The organism is Corynebacterium sp. HMSC30G07, from assembly GCF_001806945.1.
Lineage (GTDB): Bacteria > Actinomycetota > Actinomycetes > Mycobacteriales > Mycobacteriaceae > Corynebacterium > Corynebacterium riegelii.
Window position 1 is genome coordinate 110659 of sequence record NZ_KV786454.1, and the last position, 25257, is coordinate 135915.

Annotated in this window: 21 protein-coding genes; 11 read left to right on the plus strand and 10 right to left on the minus strand. The window is 62.0% G+C overall.

From position 1 onward, the window contains the following. Positions 1-63: 63 nt before the first annotated feature. The 8 genes from HMPREF3104_RS03755 to HMPREF3104_RS03790 all read right to left on the minus strand — a co-directional run bounded on the left by HMPREF3104_RS03755 (position 64) and on the right by HMPREF3104_RS03790 (position 10580). Positions 64-1494: an ABC transporter substrate-binding protein gene (locus HMPREF3104_RS03755; RefSeq protein ID WP_070494401.1), complete on the minus strand. Its 1431-nt coding sequence runs from the start codon at positions 1492-1494 to the stop codon at positions 64-66. Next, positions 1494-2279: a GntR family transcriptional regulator gene (locus HMPREF3104_RS03760; protein ID WP_070494403.1), complete on the minus strand. Its 786-nt coding sequence runs from the start codon at positions 2277-2279 to the stop codon at positions 1494-1496. Before HMPREF3104_RS03760 ends, HMPREF3104_RS03755 begins: the two co-directional genes overlap by 1 nt. Positions 2280-2324: 45 nt before the next feature. Then, complete coding sequence (locus tag HMPREF3104_RS03765; protein WP_052203339.1) at positions 2325-3308, minus strand: LLM class flavin-dependent oxidoreductase; 984 nt, start codon at positions 3306-3308, stop codon at positions 2325-2327. Positions 3309-3318: 10 nt separating this feature from the next. Continuing rightward, a complete protein-coding gene (gene brnQ, locus HMPREF3104_RS03770; protein ID WP_070494405.1) occupies positions 3319-4698 on the minus strand; it encodes a branched-chain amino acid transport system II carrier protein in 1380 nt (459 codons plus the stop codon). Between the two features lie 82 nt (positions 4699-4780). After that, entirely contained in the window at positions 4781-5857 is a 1077-nt protein-coding gene (locus HMPREF3104_RS03775; RefSeq protein ID WP_070494407.1) for a phosphotransferase, read from the minus strand. Next, a complete protein-coding gene (treS, locus tag HMPREF3104_RS03780; protein ID WP_052203343.1) occupies positions 5854-7575 on the minus strand; it encodes a maltose alpha-D-glucosyltransferase in 1722 nt (573 codons plus the stop codon). The genes HMPREF3104_RS03775 and treS overlap by 4 nt, the downstream gene beginning before the upstream one ends. Positions 7576-7581: 6 nt before the next feature. Then, a complete protein-coding gene (locus HMPREF3104_RS03785) occupies positions 7582-8703 on the minus strand; it encodes a MalY/PatB family protein (RefSeq protein ID WP_070494409.1) in 1122 nt (373 codons plus the stop codon). 5 nt (positions 8704-8708) lie between these two features. After that, complete coding sequence (locus HMPREF3104_RS03790; RefSeq protein ID WP_070494469.1) at positions 8709-10580, minus strand: ABC transporter ATP-binding protein; 1872 nt, start codon at positions 10578-10580, stop codon at positions 8709-8711. A gap of 72 nt (positions 10581-10652) precedes the next feature. On the opposite strand from HMPREF3104_RS03790, the gene HMPREF3104_RS03795 reads away from it, so the two are divergent. From HMPREF3104_RS03795 to HMPREF3104_RS03805, 3 genes are all read left to right on the plus strand, one after another. Then, positions 10653-11183: a hypothetical protein gene (locus tag HMPREF3104_RS03795; protein ID WP_070494411.1), complete on the plus strand. Its 531-nt coding sequence runs from the start codon at positions 10653-10655 to the stop codon at positions 11181-11183. Continuing rightward, a complete protein-coding gene (gene idi / locus HMPREF3104_RS03800; protein WP_070494412.1) occupies positions 11183-11728 on the plus strand; it encodes an isopentenyl-diphosphate Delta-isomerase in 546 nt (181 codons plus the stop codon). The genes HMPREF3104_RS03795 and idi overlap by 1 nt, the downstream gene beginning before the upstream one ends. Positions 11729-11837: 109 nt before the next feature. Further along, positions 11838-12920, plus strand: coding sequence for an HNH endonuclease signature motif containing protein (locus HMPREF3104_RS03805; protein WP_070494414.1), 1083 nt, complete (start codon positions 11838-11840; stop codon positions 12918-12920). Here the strand turns inward: HMPREF3104_RS03805 and HMPREF3104_RS03810 are convergent. Further along, a complete protein-coding gene (locus HMPREF3104_RS03810) occupies positions 12869-14119 on the minus strand; it encodes a carboxylesterase family protein (protein WP_246816345.1) in 1251 nt (416 codons plus the stop codon). The genes HMPREF3104_RS03805 and HMPREF3104_RS03810 overlap by 52 nt on opposite strands. Before the next feature lie 27 nt (positions 14120-14146). On the opposite strand from HMPREF3104_RS03810, the gene HMPREF3104_RS03815 reads away from it, so the two are divergent. Beyond that, complete coding sequence (locus tag HMPREF3104_RS03815) at positions 14147-16123, plus strand: M3 family metallopeptidase (RefSeq protein ID WP_070494416.1); 1977 nt, start codon at positions 14147-14149, stop codon at positions 16121-16123. A 10-nt stretch (positions 16124-16133) separates the two neighbouring features. Next, entirely contained in the window at positions 16134-16319 is a 186-nt protein-coding gene (locus HMPREF3104_RS03820; RefSeq protein WP_052203358.1) for a hypothetical protein, read from the plus strand. Between the two features lie 74 nt (positions 16320-16393). Here HMPREF3104_RS03820 and malQ read toward each other — a convergent pair whose 3' ends face one another. After that, positions 16394-18529: a 4-alpha-glucanotransferase gene (malQ, locus tag HMPREF3104_RS03825; RefSeq protein ID WP_070494473.1), complete on the minus strand. Its 2136-nt coding sequence runs from the start codon at positions 18527-18529 to the stop codon at positions 16394-16396. A 43-nt stretch (positions 18530-18572) separates the two neighbouring features. Here malQ and HMPREF3104_RS03830 point away from each other — a divergent pair, with 43 nt between their 5' ends. From HMPREF3104_RS03830 to HMPREF3104_RS03855, 6 genes are all read left to right on the plus strand, one after another. Then, entirely contained in the window at positions 18573-20393 is a 1821-nt protein-coding gene (locus tag HMPREF3104_RS03830; protein WP_070494418.1) for an AMP-dependent synthetase/ligase, read from the plus strand. 85 nt (positions 20394-20478) lie between these two features. Continuing rightward, positions 20479-21147 carry a hypothetical protein gene (locus HMPREF3104_RS03835; RefSeq protein WP_070494420.1) on the plus strand — a complete coding sequence of 223 codons (669 nt, stop codon included), beginning with the start codon at positions 20479-20481 and terminating at the stop codon, positions 21145-21147. A gap of 132 nt (positions 21148-21279) precedes the next feature. Further along, entirely contained in the window at positions 21280-22386 is a 1107-nt protein-coding gene (hemW, locus tag HMPREF3104_RS03840; protein WP_070494422.1) for a radical SAM family heme chaperone HemW, read from the plus strand. 11 nt (positions 22387-22397) lie between these two features. After that, positions 22398-23414, plus strand: coding sequence for a heat-inducible transcriptional repressor HrcA (hrcA, locus tag HMPREF3104_RS03845; protein WP_070494424.1), 1017 nt, complete (start codon positions 22398-22400; stop codon positions 23412-23414). An 11-nt stretch (positions 23415-23425) separates the two neighbouring features. After that, positions 23426-24562 carry a molecular chaperone DnaJ gene (dnaJ, locus tag HMPREF3104_RS03850; RefSeq protein WP_070494426.1) on the plus strand — a complete coding sequence of 379 codons (1137 nt, stop codon included), beginning with the start codon at positions 23426-23428 and terminating at the stop codon, positions 24560-24562. Continuing rightward, positions 24562-25254, plus strand: a complete 693-nt coding sequence (locus HMPREF3104_RS03855) for a 16S rRNA (uracil(1498)-N(3))-methyltransferase (protein ID WP_070494428.1) — start codon at positions 24562-24564, stop codon at positions 25252-25254. The genes dnaJ and HMPREF3104_RS03855 overlap by 1 nt, the downstream gene beginning before the upstream one ends. The last annotated feature ends 3 nt before the right edge of the window (positions 25255-25257 follow it).

The following is a 25257-nucleotide window of genomic DNA, read 5'->3' on the forward strand; positions in this document are numbered from 1 at the left end:
GTGCGGCGAAGCGGACAATGCCTTGTGTAAAACCTCGTGTAAAACCGTTTCTCAATCCGTCTTTCAATCCGCTACCTCGATGTTTGCCAGGGGCAGGGAATCTGTCACCACGTTCGGATCCACCCCGCTAATGCCGGGGCGGGTGAGCACAATGTTGGGGGCGTTGACCAGGGTCAGGGCTCCTGCGTCGTCCATGATCTGGTCCACGGCCAGGCGCATGCTTTCCACATCACCCGCGGTGATGAGCTCGCGGACGCGCGCGTTGTCGTAGCCCAGGTAGTAGTCCGGGTTGCCAAACAGGTTGGGAATGTCGCGCGGCTCAACGTGCGCGATAATAGACGCCTGATAGTCCGCCCCCTTCAACACCTTGGTCAACCACACCGCCGGGAACTCGACGGTTTCAAGGTGGACGGTAAAGCCGACGTCACGCAGCTGCGAGAAAATCAGCTCCGCCGCTGTCTGCGCATAGGGCAGCGAGGGCACCGTGATCGTGATCTCCGGTGTGCGGCCAGCCAACAACTCGCGGGCGCGGTCCGGGTCGAAGGGGTAGTAGTTGTGGCTGCTAAACCACGGGTCCGTCGGCGGGACCGGCGCGCCGCCCGTGTCGGTGGCCATGCCGTTGTACACCACCTGGTTGAGCGCATCGCGGTCAATGGCATAGGCCACGGCGCGGCGCACATCCGGGTCATCAAAGGGTGCAGCGTTGTTGTTCATGCTCAGCAACACTTCACCGTTGGTGGTGCCTACCTGTACGCCGATCTCATCCGGCAGCGCATCTAGAAGCTGCGGCGCCTGCATCGCCCACACCACGTCCACATCACCGGCGCGCAGCGCGTTGACGGCGCTCGCCGCGTCCGCGAAGTAGCGGATCTGCGCGTCGTTGCGCCCTTCATCACGCGCCTTGAACGTAATCGCCGTGCCCTCATCAAAGCGCGCCACCGTGTACGGGCCCGTGCCCAACGGATCGGTGGCCAGGCGAGGGATCGAGGCCTCACACATCATCGCGCCAGTCAGCGTGGCCATGGACCACAGCCAGCGTTCGCTGGGGGAGGAGAGGGTGACTTGCAACGTGGCGCTATCAAGAGCAAGCGCCTCGGCAACGGGATCCATCTGGGCTTTCAGTCCGTTGGTCCACTCGTTTTTCACATAGTTGATGGAAAACACCGCATCATGCGCCGTAAACGGTGAACCGTCCGAAAAAGTCACGCCCTCTTTCAAATGGAACGTGTACACCGTGCCGTCATCACTCACGTCCCAGGAGGTGGCTAGGTTCGGTTGGGGGGTACCCGTAGCGTCGATACGCACGAGCGTTTCATACACATTGCCAACCAACGCCTGCGGAGCCGCAGCACCGCCAACGGTAGTGAAATCCAAACTTGCCGGCGGGGCGGAAGCCGCCACAGTCAACATGTTGCTTACCTGCGTGGAAGCCCCACACCCAGCAAGCAACACCCCAACCGCAGCCAACGCGCCGGCAATCCGCGCGCGCCTCATTAGCCGATCTGCTCTGGCTCTAACTCAATCCACAACGGCGAGGAATGACCGCGCACGATGTTCAACCCGAAGGTCAACTGCTCCGTGCTGTAGCGCTGCACCGAGTACTCCACTGGGGCACCCGTGTGCGTAAACGCACGCAACTCAATCTCAAGCAACGGCGCGCCGACCGGCAGCTGCAGTGCCTCAGCCTGCTCCTTGGTGGCAAGAACAACACGAGCCGTGCGCGAAATGTTGTTGTAGTTCACGCCATTGCGCATCAACTCACGGTGGAAGGACTCTGCATTCGGATCCACGCCTAACACCGTCGAGGAAATAGACGGCGAGAAGTAGATCTCCTCCACCACAACCGGTGCATCATTCGCGGTGCGTACGCGACGCAGCGTTACCACCGTCTTCGTGTCATTGAGCCACAGCGCTTCTGCAATATGGTCATTTGCCTGGTGCAGGCCAAACTCCTGCAGAATCTGGCCCGGGATCTTGCCCATCTGCGCCACCCGGCTGGCGGTACACAGCACTTCCTCAAAGGATTCCGTGCGCGTGTTAGATAAGACAATTGAACGGCGTCCGCGGCCCGAGGAAATCAAACCCTCACTACGCAATGTGGCCACCGCCTGACGCACAGGCCCACGCGACGTAGCAAACTGCGCGCACAGCTCAGCCTCCGACGGCAGCGACTCACCAACCGGAATGCGGCCCGCGAAAATCTCGTCGCGGAGGTAACCGGCAATCTCCTGGTGCTGCTGAGGGCGCCTTAAGGGGGTATTAGGTACGGATTCAGTCACGCCTTACTTCTTTCCGAGTAAAAACCGTTTGGTGTGTGAAGAATACTATTGCATTGATCTTGCAATAATGCCCATAGTGTGGACAGTTTCTTCAAACGTAGGTGCCTGAGGAGAAATCATCAGCTCATCTGCCTTCGCGTGGTCCTTAAACCATTGCAGGTATTCCCGCACTTCGGTGCCTGTACCTTTTGCGGTGTAGCGCAACATATCAATGATTTGGCGCCCTTGATAGGAATGAATAATTTGTTCCAGTTGATCATCCGAAAGGGGGGTGCCGCGCCTACTTACAAAGGAGCGAACCCGTTCTTTATGAACAAGTTTCTCTTGCCTGTCCGCATCCTCCACACTGTCGGAGGCAATCACGTTGACCGCCGCGATGCAGTAGGGCTCCGGGTAGCGCTCTGAAGGCTCGTAGTTTTCCCGGTAGTAGGTGGTTGCCTGCTCGAGGTGCTGCGGCGCGAAGTGGGAGGCAAAGGAATACGGCAGGCCCAGCTTTGCTGCCAACGAGGCGCCGAACATAGAGGAGCCGAGGATGTAGACCGGCACGTTCGTGTTTGCGCCCGGCATAGCCACAACTCCGGGCAGCGGCGACTGGTTGGACATCCACGCCTGCAGTTCAAGCACATCTTGGGGGAAGTTCTCGGCGGCGCGCGGGTCGCGTCGTAACGCCTGTCCCAGCGTCTGCTGGTCCGTGCCCGGCGCGCGGCCCACGCCGAGATCAATACGGTCCGGATACATCTCGGCCAGCATGCCGAACTGCTCTGCAATCACGTACGGCGCGTGGTTGGGCAGCATCACCCCACCTGCGCCGAGGCGAATCTTTTCTGTCTTTGCCCCAACGTGTGCGATCAACACGGCGGGAGCAGAGGAGATAATCCGCGTCATGTTGTGGTGCTCGGAGTACCAGATACGCGAAAACCCCAGCGCTTCCGCTTCTTGGGCGAAGGTGACAGATCGCTCTATCGCTTTGCCCACGGACTCGCCGGGGTATCGGGTACAAAAATCAATCAACGAAAGGGGCGTATGCATGCCCCCGAGGCTACGCCGTAACTACCTCGCCGTCGACGGCCTCGTTGGTGCCAACCACCATCGGCGGCTTGGGCTTGGCAAAGTCAATGATCAGGCCGATGACAAACGCCACCACAACCGGAAGTACCCAGCCCAGGCCATCTGCAGCCAGTGGCGCCCAGTTCACCAGCGGGGTCAGGGCGTCAACGGCCCAGTCCTGTGCGATGAACGTCTCGATTGCGGACCAGATCACAGCAACCCAGATCGGCAGGAACATCGCCCAGGTGAACCGGGTGCGGCTGCGGAATGCAGGCTCAATCAGGGTGACAAAGATCAGCGCGATTGCTGGCGGGTAGAGGAAGCCAATCACCGGGGCGGCAACGCCCATGATGAAGTTCAGGCCCTGGGTGGCAAACACGATGGACCAAATGGTGAAGAAGATGGCCCACGCCTTGTAGCTGCCGGGGAACTGCTCAGAGAAGTACTCACCGGTAGCGGTGATCAGGCCAACCGCAGTGGTCAGGCAGGCAAGGAGCACGACCAGGGAGAAGATGATCTGGCCGGCGGTGCCCATGGTCAGGTTCGCGGCGTCTGCCAACAGGCCCGCGCCGTTGTCGTACTGGCCGCCGGACGGGATAACGCGGCCGATGCTGCCCAGGCCCAGGTAGACCAGCGCCAACATGAGGCCAGCGCCAAGGCCGGCGATGATGGTGCTGTTGACAATCTCCTTGCCCTCAGCGAAGCCCTTCATGCGCAGGGTGGAGATGATCACGATGGAAAACGCCAAAGCGGCAATGGAGTCCATGGTGAGGTAGCCCTCGAGCAGGCCAGCGGTGAATGCGCCGTCGGCGTACTGCTCGCCGGGGGTGCGCGGCTGGGCGTCCCAACGGAACAGGGATCCAACGATCATCACGATCAACAGGATCACCAGGGAGGGCACCAGGAACTTGCCCAGCTTGTCCATGATGGTCGACGGGTTCCACGCCAGTGCCAGTGCGGCGCCGAAGAACAACAGGTTGAAGACTGCGGAAGCGCCAATGCCCTCAACACCAAACAGGGGGGTGATTGCGGTTTCCATAGACACGGCGCCGGTACGCGGCAGCGCGTAGAACGCGCCGATGGACAGGTAGGCCAAGATGGGGAACATCACGCCGAAGACGGTGCCGGCGCGCTGGGACAGGTCGCGCACGGAAGCGCCGGAGAGCGCAATGGCAATCACAGCGAGCACCGGAAGCAGGGCGCCGGTGCCGAGGAAGCCCAGGATTGCGGGCCAGAAGTTGTCGCCTGCCTCAACGGCAAGCATCGGCGGGAAGATCAGGTTGCCCGCGCCAAAGAACATGGAAAAGAGCGCGAGCGAGGTGATCGCGATGGTCTTTCCAGACCCGCCCCGCGTAACTGCGGTTGAGCCCATAATTGCCTCCTAGGAGTTAGCTGTGATGCATATGATGCAGTTGACAGTACACTCCAAGGTCCAATTTGGGAAACGGATTCCACTAGATGGACAGCAATTGCTTGATTGCAGTCAGCGGAATGTCCACCCAATCCGGGCGATTGTTGGCCTCATAGACCACCTCGTAGGCGGCTTTATCCGCAACATACGCCGCCAGTAACGCCTGGTCTAACTCCCCATAGCCGGCCAGCAAAGCATCACGCATCTCAGATTCCCACGATTTCGAAAGCTCACCCACGGCACGCGCGTAGCCAAACGAGCGCACCATGCCGGCGACATCTCGCAAAGCCACGTCTTTCCTACGACGCTGCGCCAACGGGCGCGCGGGTTCCCCTTCGAAGTCGATGAGGTGCCACAACGGGGCGTCGTAAAGCGTCTGGCCCAAATGCAGATCCCCATGCACGCGCTGCACGTCCACATCCTGGGTGTCTAGCGCGGCATACAACGCCCGCAGGCCCGGCTCGAACTCACGCAACACCGACGCGCGCTCCAGATACGCATCCAGGTTGGCATCAAGCTGCGCGCGAATGGCCGAACCGGCACGCTTTTCCACACCAAACTCCGACGCTAACGACGCGTGCACACTGCCAATCGCCTCACCCAACGCACGCGCATCCGCCGCACCCAGTGCCCCTGCGGTAGCCAGAACAAAGCCGTCGGTGCCGCCAACCAGCTCCTGCTGCATCGCAAGCGTGCGGCCATCCAGCGTGACGTAGCCCGTCACCTTCGCCACGTGCTTGTTCTCAATGCGGCTTAAGAGCTCCACGTCCGGGTTCAGTCCGTCTTCCAGCTTGCGAAAGACCTTCACAATCGTGTTGCCAACAATCAGATTGGTGTTGGACTGCTCCGCACCCATCGGACGCACTTCGCCGCCGCGCAGCTGCCCGTGCACCTGCCCAAGCTGCGCCATATGCTCCACATACGTCTGCGCGCCGGAGGTGGTGGCAAGGATGTCACGTGTGCCGTCGTGAAGAATCTGATAGCTCTCGCGGTGCGTGCCCAGATCCAGGGTCACAATCTCCCAGGTATAGGGGCCGAGGGCTTTTTGCTTATCGACGCCCTCGCCAACCACCCTCCCCGCCTTCGACCCAAAAAACCGCTCCTTGGTGATATCGATCATGCTGAAATATCGAACCAGAAGAAACCGTGCGGCGCGAGTGTGACAAGCCACGGCAGCTCACCAATCGCCGGGAATTCCACGCTGCCAGAGAGCTCACGCGGCACAATGCCGTTGTATTGCGCCAGCTCCATCTCCACAGGCGCCGGGCGCGAAGACATGTTGTGCACGCACAAGATGCGCTCCGTGCGGCCCGTCTCATCTGTGTACTCACGGATAAACGCCAACACCTGCTCATTGCCGTGCTCCACTTCGATGTAGGAGCCGCGGCCGAACGCCTTGTACTGCTTGCGCACATGCACCAACGTGCGCACCCAATGCAGCAGGGAATTCTCCTTATTCATCTGGCTCTCCACGTTCACAATGTGGTATCCATACTGGTCATTGCGCACCGGCGGAAGATAGAGACGCTCCGGGTCCGCGGAGGAAAAACCACCGTTGCGGTCATTCGACCACTGCATCGGGGTACGCACACCATCACGGTCATAGAGCCAGATGTTGTCGCCCATGCCAATCTCATCGCCGTAGTACATAAACGGCGAACCCGGCAGCGACAGCAGCAACGCGTGCGCTAACTGCAAACGATCACGATGCCCACCCAAAAGCGGCGCCAAGCGACGACGAATACCCACATTCGCGCGCATCCGCGGATCAAACGCGTAGTGCTTGTACATGTACTCGCGCTCTTCCTCCGTGACCATCTCAAGCGTGAGCTCATCGTGGTTGCGCAGGAAAATGCCCCACTGTGCAGACTCCGGGATCGCCGGGGTCTCGCGCAAAATGTCAATGATCGGCTGCGCGCTTTCCATATGCAGGCCCATGAAAATGCGCGGCATGACAGGGAAGTGGAACGCCATCTGGCACTCATCACCCTTGCCGTCCGTGCCCTCACCGAAGTACTCCACCACCTCATGCGGCAGCTGATTCGCCTCCGCCAGCAGGAAGCGGCCCGGGTACTCCTCATCAAACATGGTGCGTACGCGTTTGATGAACTGGTGGGTCTCCGGCAGGTTCTCGCTGGAGGTGCCCTCGCGCTCAAACAGGTACGGAATGGCATCCAAGCGGATACCGTCCATGCCTAGGTCTAGCCAGAACCGAATCACGTCCAGGATTTCCTCCTGTACACGCGGATTGTCGTAGTTCAGATCCGGCTGGTGCGAGAAGAAACGGTGCCAGAAGTACTGCTTGCGCACCGGGTCCCACGTCCAGTTGGACTCCTCCGTGTCAATGAAGATGATGCGCGTGCCCGCGTACTGCTCCGGGTCATCCGTCCACACGTAGTAATCGCCGTACTCCCCATCCGGGTCTTGACGCGACGCCTGGAACCAGGCGTGCGAATCGGAGGTGTGGTTGATGGGGAAGTCCGTGATGATGCGGATGCCGCGTTTATGTGCAGCGTCGATAAGCGAAACAAAGTCCTCAACCGTGCCAAACTCCGGCAGCACCTTGCGGAAATCACGGATGTCATAGCCGCCGTCTCGAAGAGGCGAATCATAAAACGGCGGGATCCACAGACAATCCACACCCAGCCACTGCAGGTAATCCAGCTTCTCCTCCAGGCCCTTCAGCGTGCCGGACCCCGTACCATCCGGGTCGTAGAAGGCGCGTACCAGCACCTCGTAGAACACCGAATCCTTGTACCACTCCGGATCCGGGCGCTGCCACGGCTGCTCAGCAGGGGCGGGCGTGAGAAAATCAGTTGCCTGTGGGGTTTGCTCCATAGCCAGTTAGCGTAGCCGTACGGCCTGGGCGATGCGCTCGACGGCCTGCTGCAAAATCTCTGGGCTGGTAGCAAAGTTCATCCGCGCCTTGTGCTCACCGCCAGGGCCGAAGTGGGCGCCCTCATTCATGGCCACCTTCGCGTGCTTGAGCAGCCAGGCGGCTGGGCGCGGGTCGTCGAGTTTGGTGTCGCTGAAATCCAGGAACATCAAGTATGTCGCGGCCGGGACCTCGAACTTGATCCCCGGCACGGCGTCCGGCAGGTGGGTGACAAGCCAATCGCGGTTGGCCTTCAGCTGCGCAACCTCCTCATCCAGGAACTCGCGCCCAAGGTCGTAGCAGGCCTCCGCCGCAGTAATGCCAAGCGTGCCCACGCCGTCTTTCGCCACCGGGTTGATGCGCTCCCAGGTGGCCACGTCCTCATCGTTGGAGAAAATCATCTGCGCGCATTTGAGCCCCGCGACGTTCCACGCCTTCGAGGTTGCCGTCACCGTAATACATACATCCGGGTTGTTTGCTGCCGCGCAGACGTGTTGGCCGTCGAAAACCAGTGGGGCGTGGATCTCGTCCACAATCACGCGCCCGCCGTATTTGCGTGCCACCTCGCACACCGCATCCAGCTCAGCCTCGCTGAACACCCAGCCGCCCGGGTTGTACGGGTTGGTCACAATGATGCTGCCTGCGCCCTGCTTGAACGCCTGCTCGATCTCTGCCAGGTCCAGGCCAGGGGTGCTCGCAACGTCGATACGCTCGCGCCCAGCCGCATCCGCAATGTTCAAAAACGGGAAATACGCCGGCACCGGCACAATCACCGGCCCTTGCGTGAAGTGCTGGATAGCAAGCAGCACGCCGCGCACCACGTCCGCCACCGGGAAGATGCGCGCAGGCTCCGGGCGCCAGCCGTAGCGCGCGGCGTAGAAATCCGACACCGCCTCACCCAAACGGTGCGCGTGCGGCGCAGGCGTGTAGCCAAACATCTCGCGCTCACAGGCTTGAACAATCGCGTCTTTGACCGCAGGTGCGGTGGGGAAGTCGCTTTCCGCGATGAACATGGGGATCACGTCATCGCCGTAGACAGTCCATTTGCGTGTGCCGCGGGTCCTTAAAGTATCGATGTCCGGAAACTGCATGCGCCCTACGCTAGCGCGCCCCACTCTTCCTCGTCTTCATCCTCATCGGGGCTCATGCTTTCCGACGCAAACCCAAACGCCCTCAACCTCCTACGATCCTCCGCAGAGGAGGACGCAGTCAGCTTCAACAGCTCCGAATAAATACCGCCGGAAACCGCCAACTCGGCGGGGGAGCCGATTTCGTCGATGCGGCCATCACGAAGCGTGATGATTGTGTCCACACTCGCAATCGTGGACAGGCGGTGCGCGATCATGATGGTGGTGCGGCCTTCCATCAGCTCGTCCAACCCGGCCTGCACGGCGCGCTCTGCCTTGGTGTCTAGGGCGGAGGTCGCCTCGTCCAAAATCAGAATCGGCGCGTCCTTCAACATGGCGCGCGCCACCGCCACGCGCTGGCGCTGCCCACCCGAAAGGCGCAATCCGCGTTCACCAATCACCGTGTCGTAGCCGTCGGTGAACTTCATAATGAAGTCATGCGCGTTGGCGCGCTTCGCCACCGCCACCACCTCTTCTAACGTGGCGTCCGGCTTGCCGTAGGCAATGTTTTCAAACACGGACCCCGAAAACAGCGCCGCCTCCTGGAACACCACACCAGTGGTTGCGCGCAGTTTCTCCACGTCCAACTCGCCCAGCTCCTCGCCGCACACCTCAAGGCGTCCCTGGGTTACCGGGTACAAGCCCAAAAGCAGGTTCACAATCGTGGACTTGCCCCCACCAGATTCGCCAACAAGGGCGATTTTTTCGCCTTTGCGGGCGGAAAACGTGACGTCGTAAAGCACCGGCTCCCCAGGCGTGTAAGCGAAAGTGACCTGATCGAACGCAACCACCGGTTCGCGCACCGGCAGTGGGGTCTGCTGGGTCAGTGTCACCTCCGGCATGTCGGAGGCCTCGGTGGCGGCGACCAGCTGGCGGTTCGCGGTCGGCTCCAACGGCTCATCCATCACCTTGAAGTAATCGCGCGAACCCGCAATCGCTCGCTGCGCCGAATCCACAATCCAACTCATCATGGTCACCGGCTGACGCGCCATAGTCACCATCTGAATCAGCATCACCATCTCACCGATAGTGAAAAAGCCGTTCAGCGTCCGCGTGAACACAATCAGATAAATACCCAGGAAAATCAGGTTCATTGCAACGCCGCGCGCGGTGTCCATCGAATGCCACCAGCGCGACTGCAGGCGCGTAATCTCCACCGTATTGGTGTAGTGACGCCCGAATTTCTCCAGCTCACGCACCTCTGTGCCGTATGACTTGGTCACCTTCACCTGGCCCACAACCTCGGCGAAACGGCCATTGCCCTCATCAATGTTGGCGTTCTTCTCCTGCTCAAACACTTGCCAGCGTTTCGACGTGAGCGCTGTCAGCCACGTATACAACGGAAACAGCAACGCCAGCAGCACCGTCAGCGGCCAGTAGTAGTACGCCGTGATGCCCAAGATGGCCACGACCTGGATCAGCATTGGCAAGAAGTTATTAGTAAAGGACTGGATGAACTGCGTGACGTTCGCAATCGAACGATCCAGCCGAGCAATGATCGTGCCCGTCACCTGGCCATCAAAATAGGACTGCGGCAGCGCCAGCAGCTTTGCAAAATATCGCGTGGACAGCACCTGGCGGATACGTGCCACCATCACATCCCCGATGTAGCCGGAGACGTTGCGCAGCAGCGTCGCGCCGGCCTCCGCCGCGAATAGCCCCACCGCCAGCCATACGACGGTGCGGATCGCGCCGCCGTCCACAATCGTGTCCGTGGCCTCACGGATCAAAAACGGACTGAGCAAACTTAGCCCCGCGACTGCGGAAGAAACCACCACCACCGCAAGATAGAACGGCCAAAGAGTTGAGGCGCTGCGCAGAACGCGGATGATCGGCTGCATGATGGTCCACACTAGCCCGGGCTGTAGGATTGCCTGCAAACTCACAACGATGGATTTTGGAGCGTCGCCTACATGTCCCACCGCCTGAAACTTGCGGTTTTAAGCCTGCTGCTGCCGGTTACCGCCTGCGCCGCGCCCGGAGAAAACGACATTGACCCGGAGGCCGTCACCCCCACCAGTACGATCGGCCGGCCTGCGGAGACCTTCGCAACCTCCGAGGTTGAGCCCGCGCCAAGCACGGAGATCAACGGCGAGCGCGTCAAGGACCCCGCCATGGACCTGTCGTACAAGTGGCAGGGGTCCAGCTACGCGCCGGGCGGCGGCACCGTGGTTGTGGTTGCGGTGACCAACGAGTCGGATGCACCGCTGCCTGTGGACGCCTTGAAGCCCACACTGAAGTACAACGCCGGCGGCGGCGAGATGCGCACCGCCGAAGCGCTGACCGCGGATGCGGCTGGCGTAGACATTATTGGCCTTGACCTGCCGCTTGGTCCAGGTGCGACGGTGAACGCCAAGTACGCGTTCAACGTGTCCACGGGCAACCTGTGGGACGCGCAGTTCACCATCGGCAACATCACGTTCCAGGGGAATCTGAACAATTAATGCGTGAAGAAGTAATCCTGCTTAATAACGACGGATCCCCGATCGGGACCGCGGACAAAGCCGTGATCCACACCGGGGACACCCCGCTACACCTGGCGTTTTCCTGCTGGCTGTTCAACGAAGACGGCCAGTTGCTGCTCACACGGCGCGCGCTGGGCAAGAAGACGTGGCCTGGGGTGTGGACGAACTCCTTTTGCGGGCATCCCGCCCCTGGCGAGACCCCGGAGGAGGCCGTGTACCGCCGCGCCACTTTTGAGTTAGGGCTGCAGCGCGAGGCATTTGCGTCGCTTGAGCTGGTCCTGCCGAACTTCCAGTACCGCGCCGTGGATGCATCCGGCGTGGTAGAAAATGAAATCTGCCCCGTGTTCGTGGCACGCTTGACCGCGGATGCGCAGATTCAACCCAACCCCGACGAGGTATGTGAGAGCGCCTGGATTACCCCCGGGGGGTTGTCTGCGGCGATTGAGGCTGCGCCGTTCGTTTTTTCGCCGTGGCTTATTGAAGAAGCGTCGCATGAGCCGCTACGCGCCCACCTGCGCAGATAGGGCTTATTGAAAACGGATCAATGAAGCCTGTGGATAACCTGTTTTAGTTATCCACAGGCGCTGTGTGTACCCCTTGGCAAAGGCTTGATTTTGTCTTAGCGTTTTGCGCATGAATCCATTTGAACAATTTTTGCAAACAGCAAACATCGACGTCCTTGAACACTTCAATAAGCAACAAGCATTAGATGCGGGCATTCCGCCCAATAAAGTACGCGAGTGGCAATTAGCACACGAGGTTTATTACGGTGCGGCCACTTCCGCCGCCAAGCAGCGCCAAGCGTTAGATAAGGCGCGCCGCTCGGGCCTTTCCTTAGACCAACTGTGCATGATCGAGCGTGAGCTGCGACGCATCAAGAGCCTTCGCACCCGCAACAAACTACGCCTAGTGCTGCTTGGCTTGCGCGGCCACTACAAGGCGGTGATGGCGTTGGTGAAACAGCGCATTCCGAAGCTAGAGAAGCCGCGCCAAGATGGCGTTCGATTTAGTAAATCCAAAGACCGCAAGCGCACCATGACGCTCACACACGATGAGGAGCTGATTGCAGACGTTGAACACGCCCTGACCCACGACCTTGACCTGGAAAAACCTGCGATGGGTCAGATGTTGGAACGACTCCTGGCCATTTTGCGGGGCAAATCCTCAGGCGTGTCTCGGGCTGTGCGTCGGCCAATCGTCCTGATCCCCGTTGATGAGCACCTGAAGCTGCTCAAAGGCGACGCCGACGAAACCACCTTCGGCCTCACCGACGGCACCACCATCACCGGCGCCGAACTGCTCAAGCAGGGCTACGGCGAGGTCCTTGAGGTGGCAACGTTCCACCCGCAGGAGGGGCCCGTGAACCTGTACCGCACGAAGCGCTACGCCAACACGAAGCAGCGCGACTTGGCGCGCATGGCCAACCCGGTGTGCACGGTGCCTGATTGCCGTCACGTTTCGGACAACTGCCAGCTGCACCACATCACCGCGTGGTCGCGTGGTGGTGAGACGAACATGGATAACTTGGCGGTGCTGTGTCGCTATCACAACCAGGTCAATGATGATGATCCTTCGCAGCCCATTCGTGGCCGTACGGAGAGCATCAACGGCCGTACCTGTTGGGTGTCACCGAGTGGGGTGCCGGTGGAGAACCGCCATCATCCTTATTCGGCGATGTCGCTGCTGTTTGGGTCTTCGAATATGTCGCGCAGGTAGCCAAGGGGATCGTGTACCACGGTTGGGGCTTCTGCTTCACGACGCCTCACCGCACCCCTCCCCGACACCCCATACTCCGGCCAACCAACATCACCGGTGCGCAGGAACGTCAACAACCATGGGTCCGGCGCGAACATACCGCTGAGGTCTTCGGCGTGGGCGTAACCTACGTGCTCCGCAAGCCATACGGGGCCAGGTGCGTGCTCGGCGACCGCGTCTACGTGGCGTCGCACCAGGGAGTCTGAGAGCAACTGACCCGCGGTGTAGCCCTTGCCCGTGCCTGTAACCGTGCCTTTACCTGCGCCTTTGCTGGCACGCTTGCGCAGGCCCATCGTGCGTCCGGCGACACGCACAAAGACACGGCCCAGCGCAGGCACGCGGTCCAGCTTCGCGCCTGAGTGGTGGAATTCCTTGTCCGTGCAGGTGAGCACGACGGGAACATTCGCCATCTCTTGAGGTTCCAGCGGGTAGGGGCCAAGCGCCATGTCCGTTGGGAAGTGCAGGCGGAAGCGCTGGTAGGCGTGGTTGAGTTTGGTTGGGGAGAGACAGTTGAGCGCCACGCGTGCAATTGGCGTGCCCAAAGCGCCACGCGCGGCCCATTTGCGTTGCGGGAAACCGCGGCGGGGAAACGCTGGTGACATGGCAAGCACGCGTCGGAATTCGCCTTTGTAGTGGTCGCGTCTGCACAGCCACAGTGCGATCGCGGCACCCGCGGAGTGGCCCATGACAGTCACGTTTGTCGGGTCACCCCCAAATGCTTCGATGTTGTGCTGAATCCAGGTCAGGGCTGTGGAGACGTCGGCGACGGCGCGGTAGTGCGCGGCGGTGTCATCAGGAAACTGCACAAATCCCGGGAACTTCAGCCGGTAGCCCACGCGCACGTGCACCACACCTTCGCGCGCGAACCCGTCGGGGTTGGAAAACGTCTCCGTGTGGTCGCCTTCCTCAAACCGGCCGCCGTGAATCCACACCATGACGGGCAGATCTTCGTGCGCCGTGGCCGCTGGGGCGGTGATCGAGAGGTGGGGTGCGTTGGGGCGGGGGCGTGTGGCGTCGATAAGCAAACCAAGCTCTGCTGGCCTGGGGTTATCAAACAATCCTGAAGCCTGCACCACCGGGATGGAATGGAAACGGCGCAGGCCATCATCCATGACGCCGAGGACCGTCCCAGCCGGACACGTGACTTCAGTGGTGTTCACCCGCGCCATCATAGCTATTGTGTGGGCATGACAAATCCGTTGCTTACCCCATCGAATCTGCCCTACGGTCTGCCGGACTTCGCCGCCATCACGCTCGATGACGTGCAGCCCGCATTCGCTGAGGCGTTACGGCGCCACGCTGAAGAGATCACCGCCATCACCACCGAAGCCGCCCCGACGTGGGAAAACACCGTCGAGGCGCTGGAGCGTTCCGGCCGCGAACTTGAGCGCGTCACCGCCTGGTTCTTCAACCTGCAAGGCACCGACGGCAATGAGGCATTCGACGCGGTTGCAGACGACATTGTGCCGAAGCTGTCCGCCCACCTGGATTCCATCTACCAAAACGAGGAGCTTTACCGCCGCCTGGAGGCCGTTGAGGTGCCGGCTGATGAGGAGTCGCAGCGCCTGCATGACCTGTTGATGCGCCGCTTCCAGCGCCGCGGTGCCACGCTTGATGCGCAGGGCAAGACCCGCCTGCAGGAGATCAACCAGCGCCTGGCGGAGTTGTCGGAGCGTTTCGGGCGCAACCTGCTCGCTGACACGAAGCGCCTTGCCGTGGAGTTCAGCGCGGAGGAGCTGGCGGGCCTGAGCGAGTCGCAGCGCGAGGCCTACCGCGACGGCGACCGTTACGTGGTGCCCATCGAGCTGCCCACCACCCAGTCCCTGCAGGCTGACCTGGAGCTTCCTGCTTCTCGACGCCATCTGTTCACCGCCTCTCGCCAACGCGGCGCGGAAACCAACCCGGCGATCATCGCCGAGACCGTGCAGCTGCGCCTGGAGCGCGCGAACCTGCTCGGTTTTGCCAGCCACGCTGATTACGTGATTGCGGAGGAAACCGCCGAAACCGCTCAGGCTGCCCGCGCGCTGGTTGCGGACCTGGCCCCGGCGGCTGCGGCGAATGCGGAAGCTGAGCGCAAACTCGCCTCCGAGCTCGCCGGCTTTGAGGTGGACGGGGCGGATTGGCCGTACTACCAGGCGCGCCGCAGGGAAGAGGAGCTTGACGTTGATGACGCCGAGCTGCGCAAGTACTTCCCGCTGGAGCAGGTTCTTGTAGACGGCGCGTTTCACGCCGCCAACCTCCTCTACGGCATCACCGTGACCAAGCGCGAGGACCTGCGCGGCTACCGCGATGACGTGGACGTGTGGGAAGTCACCGACGCGGACGGCACCGGCATCGGCCTGCTGTTGACGGACTACTTCGCCCGCGAAACCAAGCGCGGCGGCGCCTGGATGAGCTCCTTTGTGGAACAGTCCACGCTGCTGGACACGAATCCGGTGGTGGTCAACGTCATGAGCATCACCGACAATCTGCTCAGCGTGGACGAGGTCACCACCGTCTTCCACGAGTTTGGCCACGCGCTGCACGGGCTGCTGTCCAACGTGCGCTACCCAACGCTCAGCGGCACGAATGTGCCGCGTGACTGGGTGGAGTTCCCCTCCCAGATCAACGAAAACTACGCCTTTGCCCCAGAGATCGTGCGCAACTACGCACGCCACGTAGACACTGGCGAGGTCATCCCCGACGAGCTGCTCGAAGCGGTGCGTGCTTCCCGACAGTTCGGCCAAGGCTTCGCCACCGCCGAATACTTGGCGGCCGCAGCCATTGACTTGGCGTGGCACTCCCTGGAAACCCCGCCGGCAGACGACGTGGACATCGCCGAGTTCGAAGCCCAGGCGCTTCGTCAGGTCGGCCTGGACATCGAAGGTCTCGAACCGCGCTACCGCTCCACTTGGTTTAACCACGTCTTCGCCGGTGGGTATTCGGCGGGCTACTACTCCTACCTGTGGGCTGAGGCGCTGGATGCTGATGGCTACCAGCTGGTTGAAGAGCGCGGCATCAACCGCGAAACCGGCCAGGCGTTCCGCGACACCATCCTGTCGCGCGGTGCCGCCCGCGACTACACGGAGGCATACCGTGCTTTCCGAGGCCGCGACAAAGACGTCCGCCCCCTGCTGACCCGCCGCGGGCTTGCGGGTTCCGACGTCCACGGCCAAGGGGAGTAGCGTAACTGCCATGCCAGACCCCTTGAACACACAGCACACGCAGCACACACAGCACCCGCACAACACCCCGGCTGAAACTCCGGCAAGCACGGAGAAGCGGACCACGAAGCGGCGCTTCCCCAAGTCGCGCGTCACCCAGGTGATGTGGTTTCTGATCGCGATGTGCGTTGTCGCCGCCGCGATCAGCGCGCTCTAGCGCCGCAAGCACACAGGGGGCACGGGGGGGCAATGCCAGCACCCCCGCACCGCGGGCGCTGCAAGCGCTGGCGTTTAGCGCCCGCGCTGCGAGGCTTCGGCAACGCGCTTGAAGAGCTCCAGGGTGGGGAGGTCTTCGATGGTAAGGGGGTTGCGTTGGGCGTCGCAAAGCGGGATGCACCAGTTGGAGTACTGCTTGTGGTTGGTGCCGGGCTGGTTTTGGATGCGGACGTCTCCAACCATATCCACCAGGTTCGTGCAGGTCATGGCGGATGGGGTGGAGGCGACAAACCGCGTCAGCCCCACCAGTAGCGAGTCGACGTCGCCGTACTGCCCCAAGTCCTTGTCTAGGAAGTTGACCTTGGCAAGCGGGGTGCCCTCGAATGCGCCCTCGGCCTGCACGGCGGCAAGGACCTGGGAGATCCACACCGCATCGTTGGCGTTGAGCTCCTCCAACGTCTCGTGCACGAGGCCGAGTTTGTGGCGCAGCTCGTTGTGTGCGCCCTGGATGTAGCCGGCGGTCGGCGGCAGGTCGTGCGTGCCCACTGCGGTCAGCGACAGGTTGCGGTACTGATCCGAGGGCAGCGGCGCGCCGTTCCACGGGGTGGACTCGAACCACAACACGGTGGTGCCGAGGATGCCCTTGTCACGCAGCACGTCTTGGACCCACGGTTCGAAGGTGCCCAGGTCTTCGCCCACAACAACGGCGCCGGCGCGCTGTGCTTCGAGCGCGAGGATGCCCACCATGGCTTCGTAGTCGTAGTTCATGTAGGCGCCGTCGGCGGGGGTGTCCATGCGGGGGATCCAGAACAGGCGGAATAGGCCAAGCACGTGGTCGACGCGGATGCCGCCGGAGTGGCGCAGCACGGTGCGCAGCAGGTCGCGCCATGGCGCGTAGCCGGCTTCGGCGAGCGCCTGCGGGTTCCACGGCGGCTGGGACCAGTCTTGGCCGAGTTGAGAGTACTGGTCTGGTGGGGCGCCGACGGAGGCGTCGGCAACCAGCACGTCCGCAAGGGTGTGGGCGTCGGCGCCGTCGGGGTGGATGCCCACTGCCAGGTCGGTCATGATGCCAAGGCGCATGCCGGCGGCGATGGCGCGCTCTTGCGCGATGCGTCGTTGCTCATCCGCAATGAACTGCAGCCACATGTAGAAGCGGGTGGTTTCGCCGAGGTATTCCGCGCCGTCGTGGCGTGCGTTGGCGGTGGTGACGGCCTGTTGCGCGCACCAGTGGGCGAATTCGGCGAGCCCTTCGCCTTCATCAAGCATGAACAGTTCGAAATCGTGGGTGCGTTCCGGGTCCTGCTCAGCCAGGTAGAACAGTTCGCGCAGCACTTGCAGTTTGGTGCCGAAGACCTCGTTGCGTTGCAGCGGTTCGGCTGAGCGGTTCATGGCTTTGAGCGGTTGGGCCATTTTGCTTATCGACGCCAACGTTTCCCCATCCAACCGCCCATACTCCGGCACAGCCTCCACGGAGATATAGATGGGGTTAACAAAGCGCCGCGAGGTGGGCAGGTACGGCGAGTCCTCCACCGGCGGCACGGGTTGTGCGGCGTGGACGGGGTTGATCAGCAGGTAGTCTGCGCCTTCGGCGGCGACGACCTCAGCTAGGCGCGCGAGGTCTTCGAAGTCGCCCACGCCCCAGGACTGCTCGGAGCGTACGGAGTAGAGCTGCGCCATGACACCCCACACGGGGTCCTGGATGCAGGATTCGTTGGTGGACAGCGTGCGTGGGGTGATGATCAGCGTGCAGCTGTCGGTGAAGTTGTCGGATTCCAGGTGCAGTTCGTGCCAGCCCACGGGCAGGTCGCCGGGGATGTGGAAGGTGGCTTCGCCCCACACGATGCCGTCGGCGCCGGTGACAGGTTGAGACCAGTTTTCGTCCTGGTAGGCGTCGCGCGAGGTGCCGTCTTCAAGCCGGATCCAGCAGTGCGCCGGGTGCCCGTCGTGCACGTGCACGTTGAAGTGGCGTTCCTCGCCTTGCGTTGCCACCACGGTTGGCGGCAGGGGGCGTGTCGCCAGCTCAAGGTGGCGTGCGTCCAGGTGGAGTTGGAGTTGTTCGTTCGTCGGATCGTCGTCAAGCGGGAGCCCCAAAGCGCGCAACAGCTTGATAAAAGACTGCCTCGGGGGTGTGGTCACCTCCCCGTTGGAGTCGCGGTAGGTGGTGCCGAAGCCGTAGGCCGCGGCGAGTTCGAGCAGCAAATCCCCGTTCATCACAAACAGTAATTCTGCCACAGCACACGCTAAAGTGGCCCCCATGCCGTCGAACACGTACACAACAGAGCTTGGATTCCACCTGGACGAGAAGGAAACGTGCATCCGCCGTCTGGCAACGATGTGCACGGAGCAGCCGCATTTGGTGTTGTTTTCCCGTCCTCGTAATTATGAGTGGGTGTCGGTAACCGCCGCGGACTTCTGGGAAGAGGTCTATGACGTGGCGAAGGGCCTGATCGCGGCTGGTATTGAGCCGGGGGATCGTGTGGCTATCTTGTCGTCGACGCGCTACGAGTGGGCGCTGTTGGATTTTGCGATTTGGGCGGCGGGTGCGGCGTCTGTGCCGATTTACCCGACGAGTTCCACGCCGCAGATTCAGTGGATTTTGGAGAATTCGGGGGCGCGGATCGCGTTTTGTGAGACGCGTGATCACACCGAGCTGATGACCCCGTTTTTGCCGGATGGTGTGTACAAGGACTCCAAGTTGGAGCGTTTGTATGAGTTCAACTCCGCAGGTGTGGAGACCATCAAGTTTGAGGGCCGTACGGTGGACACCTCGCTTGTAGACGCGCGCTGGCAAGCCCTCACCCACGACGACCTGGCGTCCATCGTGTACACCTCGGGCACCACGGGACGCCCGAAAGGTGTGGCGATTACGCACGGCAACTGGGCGCACCAGTGCTGGGCGCTTTTGGAAAATGAGATTGGCAAGGTGTCGTACCCGGGCCAGCGCATGGTGACGTTTTTGCCGCTGGCGCACGTGTTGGCGCGTGCGGTGTCTACTGCGTGGACGATTTCGGGGGCGACGCAGACGCACTGGTCTGACACCTCGACGTTGACGGTGGAGCTGCAGCGCGTGCGCCCGAACCTGGTGGTGGGTGTGCCGCGCGTGTTTGAGAAGGTGCGCGAGGGCGCCTACAACAAGGCCGCCGATGGTTCGGCGGTGGGCAAGCGCATCTTCCTAGAGGCGGAGAAGGCGGCGATTGAGTACTCGAAGGCGTTGGATACGCCGGAGGGGCCGTCGCGAATGCAAAAGGCCAAGGCCAAGGTGTACGAGAAGCTGGTGTACGGCAAGATCAAGGAAGCCATGGGCGGCTCGGTCTGGTACGCCATTACGGGTGGTTCGGCGATGAGCGCGGATCTGTCGCACTTCTTCCGCGGCATGGGCGTGCCTATTTATGAGGGCTACGGGCTGACCGAGACGTGCGCGGCGTGCTGCGTGAACAACGCGGACGCGAACAAGATCGGCACCGTGGGCCGCCCGGTCAATGGATATTCGGTGCGTATCAATGATGACGGTGAGATCGAGTTCCAGGGCCCCGGCGTGTTCTCCTACTACTGGCAGAACCCGGAGGCTACGGCGGAGGCGATCACGGACGGCTGGTTTAACACTGGGGATCTGGGTGAGGTTGATGAGGACGGGTTTGTCTCCATCACCGGCCGCAAAAAGGACCTGATTGTTACCGCCGGCGGCAAGAATGTGTCGCCGGCGCCGCTGGAGGAGATCATCCGCCAGCACCCGCTGATTTCCAATGCGCTGCTGGTGGGCGACGGCAAGCCGTTCATCGGCGTCCTTGTCACCCTGGATGAGGAAGAGCTGAAGCGCTGGAAGGCCAACCGCAACATTCCGGCGAACCGGAAGTTGTCGGATTTGGCGCAGGACCCGGCGTTGCGCGCTGAGGTGCAGGATGCGATCAACATGGCCAATGCGACGGTGTCGCGGGCTGAGGCGGTGAAGAAGTTCCGCATCCTGGACCGTGACCTGTCGGAGCAGAACGATGAGATGACGCCGACGATGAAGGTGAAGCGCAACGTGGTGTTCCAGCGTTTCCAGGAGGATATTGACAAGCTGTATCAGCGTTAGCGGCGCGCCTTAACGCGGCGGTGCGCGAAGTGGAATAGCATCGCTGACTGTTACTGTCACTTGGTTGTTTCCTGGGAGGCTTGCGATGCACAAATCGGCCGCTGTGCTGCGCCATCGTGAGTTGACTCAGGAGATTTACAACATTGGCGATGAGGTTGCTGAGTACGCTGAGCACATCGCCGAGGCTATTGCGGACTATGACGGTGAGCTGGCCGATGACTGCCTGGCGGAGTTCTGCGAGATTGTGGACGATGCCCGCCAGGATGCCCGCCGCATCGTTGGCGAGCTGATCGGGCTGCGCCAGGCGCTGACGTCCGGGATGCGCGCCGGGCACCTGTCTGCCAGTGCGGAGCCGGAGGAGCGGATCCCGGAGCCTGAGCTTCTCGACGCTGCGGGGCTGGACGACCTCTTCCCACTCGAAGTGCCGTATTCGGTGCAGATGATGCAGGACGCCTTGACAGGTCGCACTGATTTGGTGGTGCAGCACCTGGAAGAGCTTGTGGCGTTTGTGCTTGAGCAGACGGACATGGTGGCGCGTGAGTTGGGTGCGGTGAGCTTGCCGCACCTGTACGCGCGTGCTGGTGCGCTGGTGGAGGCAGCCGTGGACGGCTGGATTGAGACCGTGTTTGAGGATCACCCGGCGTTTGCCCGCACGATGCGGGGCCTGAATCCGCCGGAGTTTTTGGAAGAGCGCGCGCGTATCGACGCCATCGTGGCCCGCGTCGCCGCCAAACGCCGCCGCCGCGGCGCTTAAAGATTGATCGGGTACTTCAGGTACGCTTACGCCTCATGCCCTGGCGCGTGAAGGCATGGATTGGCGGATCCGTGCGCTTCGCCGCCGGGGCGTTTTGTGTGTGTTTCGGGGTTAGGTAGCAGAATGTCTCGAATGGATGCTTTTGGCGTGTATGTGCATGTCCCGTTTTGTGAGAGTCGTTGCGGGTATTGCGATTTCAATACGTATACCCCGAGCGAGGTGGAGACTTCGCACGCAACGTATTTGGATGCGTTGGAGCGTGAGCTGGAGTTAGCGGCGGCGCAGGTGCAGCGATCCGCGGACACGGTGTTTATTGGCGGTGGCACGCCGAGTGTCCTTGGCGCAGATGGCTTGGGTCGTATCCTCAATGCAGTCCGTAATACCTTTGGCATTAGCGAAGGCGCGGAGATCACCACGGAGTCCAACCCAGAGTCCACGAGCCCGCAGTATTTCGAGGGGCTGCTGGGTCATGGTTTTACGCGCGTGTCGTTGGGGATGCAGTCGGCGTCCACGCCGGTGCTGAAGGTGCTGGATCGTCGTCACACGCCGGGGCGCGCGGTCGCGGCTGCCAAAGAGGCCCACAACGCAGGCTTCCAGCACATCAACCTGGACATGATCTACGGCACCCCGACGGAGACGGACGATGATGTGCGCGCAACCCTCGACGCCATTTTGGAAACGCCGGTGGACCACGTCAGCGCCTACTCCCTGATTGTGGAGGACGGTACGGCGATGCATCGCAAAGTCCGCCGCGGTGAGTTGCCGGCACCGCAGGAGGATGTCTACGCGCGCAGGTACGAGATGATCGCCGAGACCCTCGAAGCCCAGGGGTTTGACTGGTACGAGGTCTCCAACTGGGCCAAGCCGGGCGGCCAGTGCCGCCACAACCTGCTCTATTGGCGCGGCGGTGCGTGGTGGGGTGCGGGTCCGGGTGCGCATTCCACGATCTACCCGCGCCGCTTTTATAACGTGAAGCGGCCCGAGCGCTACGCCGACATCCTCGCCGCAGGCCAGCTGCCGATTGCTGAAGAAGAACAGCTCACCGAAGAGATCCGCCGTTTTGAGGCCGTCATGTTGGGGTTGCGCCTGAAGGAGGGGATTGACGCTGGGTTGGTTGACGTGGGCGTCGATAAGCATGAAAAGCTCGGGCTGCTCACCGTGGGCGAGCGCATTGCGGTCACGGACAAGGGCAGGCTGCTTGTGGACGGCATCGTGACAGACCTCCTCGCCCACGAGTAACATCGACGGCTATGAGTGCGGCGGATGTGAGACGGCGGGCGGTGCTGCGGGCAATCGTCGCTGATTACATCGCCAGCCAGGAACCTGTGGGGTCGAAGGCGCTTGTAGAGCGCCACGGGCTGGGGGTGAGCTCGGCGACGATCCGCAACGACATGAGCGTGCTGGAGTCCCAGGGCTTCATTGAGCAAACACACGCGTCGTCCGGGCGGATCCCCACGGAGGCGGGCTACCGGGCGTTTGTGGACGCGTTGCACGACGTCAAGCCGCTGTCCGTCGCCGAGCGGCACGCGATTATGCAGTTTCTTGATGACGGTGTGGATTTAGAAGACGTCCTGCGCCGCTCCGTGACGCTGCTTGCGCAACTGACCAACCAGGCGGCCGTGGTGCAGCTGCCCACGCTGACGGTCTCACGCGTGAAGCACTGCGAGGTGGTAGCGCTTGCGCCGATGCGGCTTCTGCTTGTGCTGATCACGGACACGGGACGTGTGGACCAGCGCAACGTGGAGCTGGAACACCCGATTGATGATGACGCGGTGCGGTTGCTGCGCGAACACCTCAACACCGTGCTGGTGGGTAAAACCCTGCGCGAGGCCGCCGACGCCATCGCCGATCTGCCAAACGCGGCGCCGATGCACCTGCAGCCGGCGGCGCGCCGGGCTACCGAGGTGCTCATAGACACGCTGGTAGACACCACGCCGGACCGCCTGCTGATCGCTGGCGCCGGCAACCTCACCCTGCACGGGCCGGGGGATCTGCGCAGCGTGATCGCCGCCTTGGAGGAGCAGGTGGTGGTGCTGAAGCTGTTGGCCAGCGCCCAGGAACTGGAGCACGTGTCTGTGCGCATCGGACGCGAGAACGAGGACGTGGAATTATCCCGCGCCAGTGTTGTTACAACTGCATATGGGGCTGGCCATGAGGCACTTGGTGGTTTAGGGGTTGTCGGTCCCACGCACATGGACTACCCCGGTACCATTCAGAAGGTTGCAACGGTGGCCAGCTATATCAGCCGCATCCTGCGCGGCGAATAGAAAGGAACGTTTTGGCTCGGGATTACTACGGCATCCTCGGCGTGGACCGGGAAGCCACCGAACAGGAAATTAAAAAGGCGTATCGCAAACTTGCGCGTAAGTACCACCCGGATGTGAATCCTTCGGATGAGGCGCAGGAGAAGTTTGCAGAGATCTCGCTTGCGCAAGAGGTGCTGCTGGATCCGCAGAAGCGCTCCATTGTGGATCGTGGCGGGGATCCGATGGAAGCAGGCGGCGGCATGGGTGGCGGCGCCGGCTTCGGTGGTGGCTTGGGCGATATTTTTGAGGCGTTTTTCGGCGGCGGCGCCGGTGGGGCGCGCCAGCCGCGTTCGCGTGTGCAGCCGGGCGCAGATGCGTTGCTGCGGACCTCCATCACCTTGCAGGAGGCCTACACGGGTGTGAAGCAGGAGGTCAGCGTGGATACAGCCGTGGTGTGCGAGAAGTGCCACGGTACGGGCTCGGAATCCCAGTCGAAGCCGGTGATGTGTGATCACTGCCATGGCATGGGCGCAGTGCAAGAGATGCAGCAGTCCTTCCTGGGCAATGTGATGACTACGCGTGATTGCCCGAAGTGCCGCGGCTACGGCGAGATTATCAAGGACCCGTGTGGCCAGTGCGCCGGCGATGGCCGCGTGCGCGCAACCCGTGATCTGACGGTGAACATCCCGGCGGGCATTGCAAACGGTATGCGTATCCGTATGGCAAGCCAGGGCGAGGTCGGTCACGGCGGCGGCCCCGCGGGTGACCTGTATGTAGAGGTGCACACGGAGCCGCACCCGTACTTTGTTCGCGACGGCAACGATCTGCTGCTGCAGCTCAACGTGCCCATGGTGGATGCGGCGCTTGGCACGGAGATCACGGTGGACAACCTGGCCGGCAGCCAGACTGTCATCGAGGTGCCTGCGGGCACGCAGCCGGGTGAGACGGTGCGCCTGGATGGCGAGGGCATGCCGCTGCTTCGCACCGACCGCTTCGGTGACCTGGTCGCGCACGTGCAGGTCGTCGTGCCTACGGACTTGTCGTCCGCGGAGCGTGAGGCGTTGACCAAGCTGCGGGACGCTCGCAGTGACAGTGCCGAAGTCCACACCGAGTCCGACACCGCCCATGAGGGGTTCTTCGGCCGGATGCGTGATAGGTTCCGCCGCTAGTGTCGCTGCCATTTTTCGTCTGTGATGACCCGCGCGCAGGCGTGCTCGTTGGCCCGGAGGCCCAGCATGCCCACGTGAAGCGCATTGCGGTTGGGGAGCAGATCATGCTTACCGACGGCTTTGGCCTGACCACCACCGTCACCGTCACCCACACCGCCAAGAATGAACTCCGCGGCGACGTGGTTGCCCAATACGTGGTGGAAACGCCGTCGCCGCGGGTGACGGTGGTGCAGGCGATCCCGAAGTCGGAGCGCTCCGAGCTGGCCGTCGACCTGGCTGTGCAGGCGGGCGCGGATGCGATCATCCCGTGGATCAGCCACCGCACAATCGCCCGCTGGCCGGAAAACAAGCAGGCGAAGATGGTGGAGAAGTGGCAAAACCAGGCCCTGGCCAGCGCCAAACAGGCGCGTCGGGCGTGGGTGCCGCAGGTGGCTGCGCCGGTGTCGTCGGGGTGGCTGGGTGGCGTCGATAAGCAAAAGCTCATTCTGCATGAGGATGCGACCACGTCAATCAGGGATGTGGAGCTTGCCGATGACATCTACCTGGTTGTGGGGCCCGAGGGCGGCATCGGGGCAGATGAGCTGGAGCTGATCGGCGGCACGCCCGTGAAACTTGGGCCCGAGGTGCTTCGGACGGCAAGTGCGGCGTTTGCGGGGCTCTGTGCGATCGGAACCTTGACAAAGCGCTGGTAGTCT

Bases quoted from the DNA above. Each gene is read 5' to 3' on its own strand.
- HMPREF3104_RS03755 (WP_070494401.1), bottom strand. From the start codon at position 1,494: ATGAGGCGCGCGCGGATTGCCGGCGCGTTGGCTGCGGTTGGGGTGTTG.
- HMPREF3104_RS03765 (WP_052203339.1), bottom strand. From the start codon at position 3,308: ATGCATACGCCCCTTTCGTTGATTGATTTTTGTACCCGATACCCCGGC.
- brnQ (WP_070494405.1), bottom strand. From the start codon at position 4,698: ATGGGCTCAACCGCAGTTACGCGGGGCGGGTCTGGAAAGACCATCGCG.
- HMPREF3104_RS03775 (WP_070494407.1), bottom strand. From the start codon at position 5,857: ATGATCGATATCACCAAGGAGCGGTTTTTTGGGTCGAAGGCGGGGAGG.
- treS (WP_052203343.1), bottom strand. From the start codon at position 7,575: ATGGAGCAAACCCCACAGGCAACTGATTTTCTCACGCCCGCCCCTGCT.
- HMPREF3104_RS03785 (WP_070494409.1), bottom strand. From the start codon at position 8,703: ATGCAGTTTCCGGACATCGATACTTTAAGGACCCGCGGCACACGCAAA.
- HMPREF3104_RS03790 (WP_070494469.1), bottom strand. From the start codon at position 10,580: ATGCAGCCGATCATCCGCGTTCTGCGCAGCGCCTCAACTCTTTGGCCG.
- HMPREF3104_RS03795 (WP_070494411.1), top strand. From the start codon at position 10,653: ATGTCCCACCGCCTGAAACTTGCGGTTTTAAGCCTGCTGCTGCCGGTT.
- idi (WP_070494412.1), top strand. From the start codon at position 11,183: ATGCGTGAAGAAGTAATCCTGCTTAATAACGACGGATCCCCGATCGGG.
- HMPREF3104_RS03805 (WP_070494414.1), top strand. From the start codon at position 11,838: ATGAATCCATTTGAACAATTTTTGCAAACAGCAAACATCGACGTCCTT.
- HMPREF3104_RS03815 (WP_070494416.1), top strand. From the start codon at position 14,147: ATGACAAATCCGTTGCTTACCCCATCGAATCTGCCCTACGGTCTGCCG.
- HMPREF3104_RS03820 (WP_052203358.1), top strand. From the start codon at position 16,134: ATGCCAGACCCCTTGAACACACAGCACACGCAGCACACACAGCACCCG.
- malQ (WP_070494473.1), bottom strand. From the start codon at position 18,529: ATGAACGGGGATTTGCTGCTCGAACTCGCCGCGGCCTACGGCTTCGGC.
- HMPREF3104_RS03830 (WP_070494418.1), top strand. From the start codon at position 18,573: ATGCCGTCGAACACGTACACAACAGAGCTTGGATTCCACCTGGACGAG.
- HMPREF3104_RS03835 (WP_070494420.1), top strand. From the start codon at position 20,479: ATGCACAAATCGGCCGCTGTGCTGCGCCATCGTGAGTTGACTCAGGAG.
- hemW (WP_070494422.1), top strand. From the start codon at position 21,280: ATGGATGCTTTTGGCGTGTATGTGCATGTCCCGTTTTGTGAGAGTCGT.
- hrcA (WP_070494424.1), top strand. From the start codon at position 22,398: ATGAGTGCGGCGGATGTGAGACGGCGGGCGGTGCTGCGGGCAATCGTC.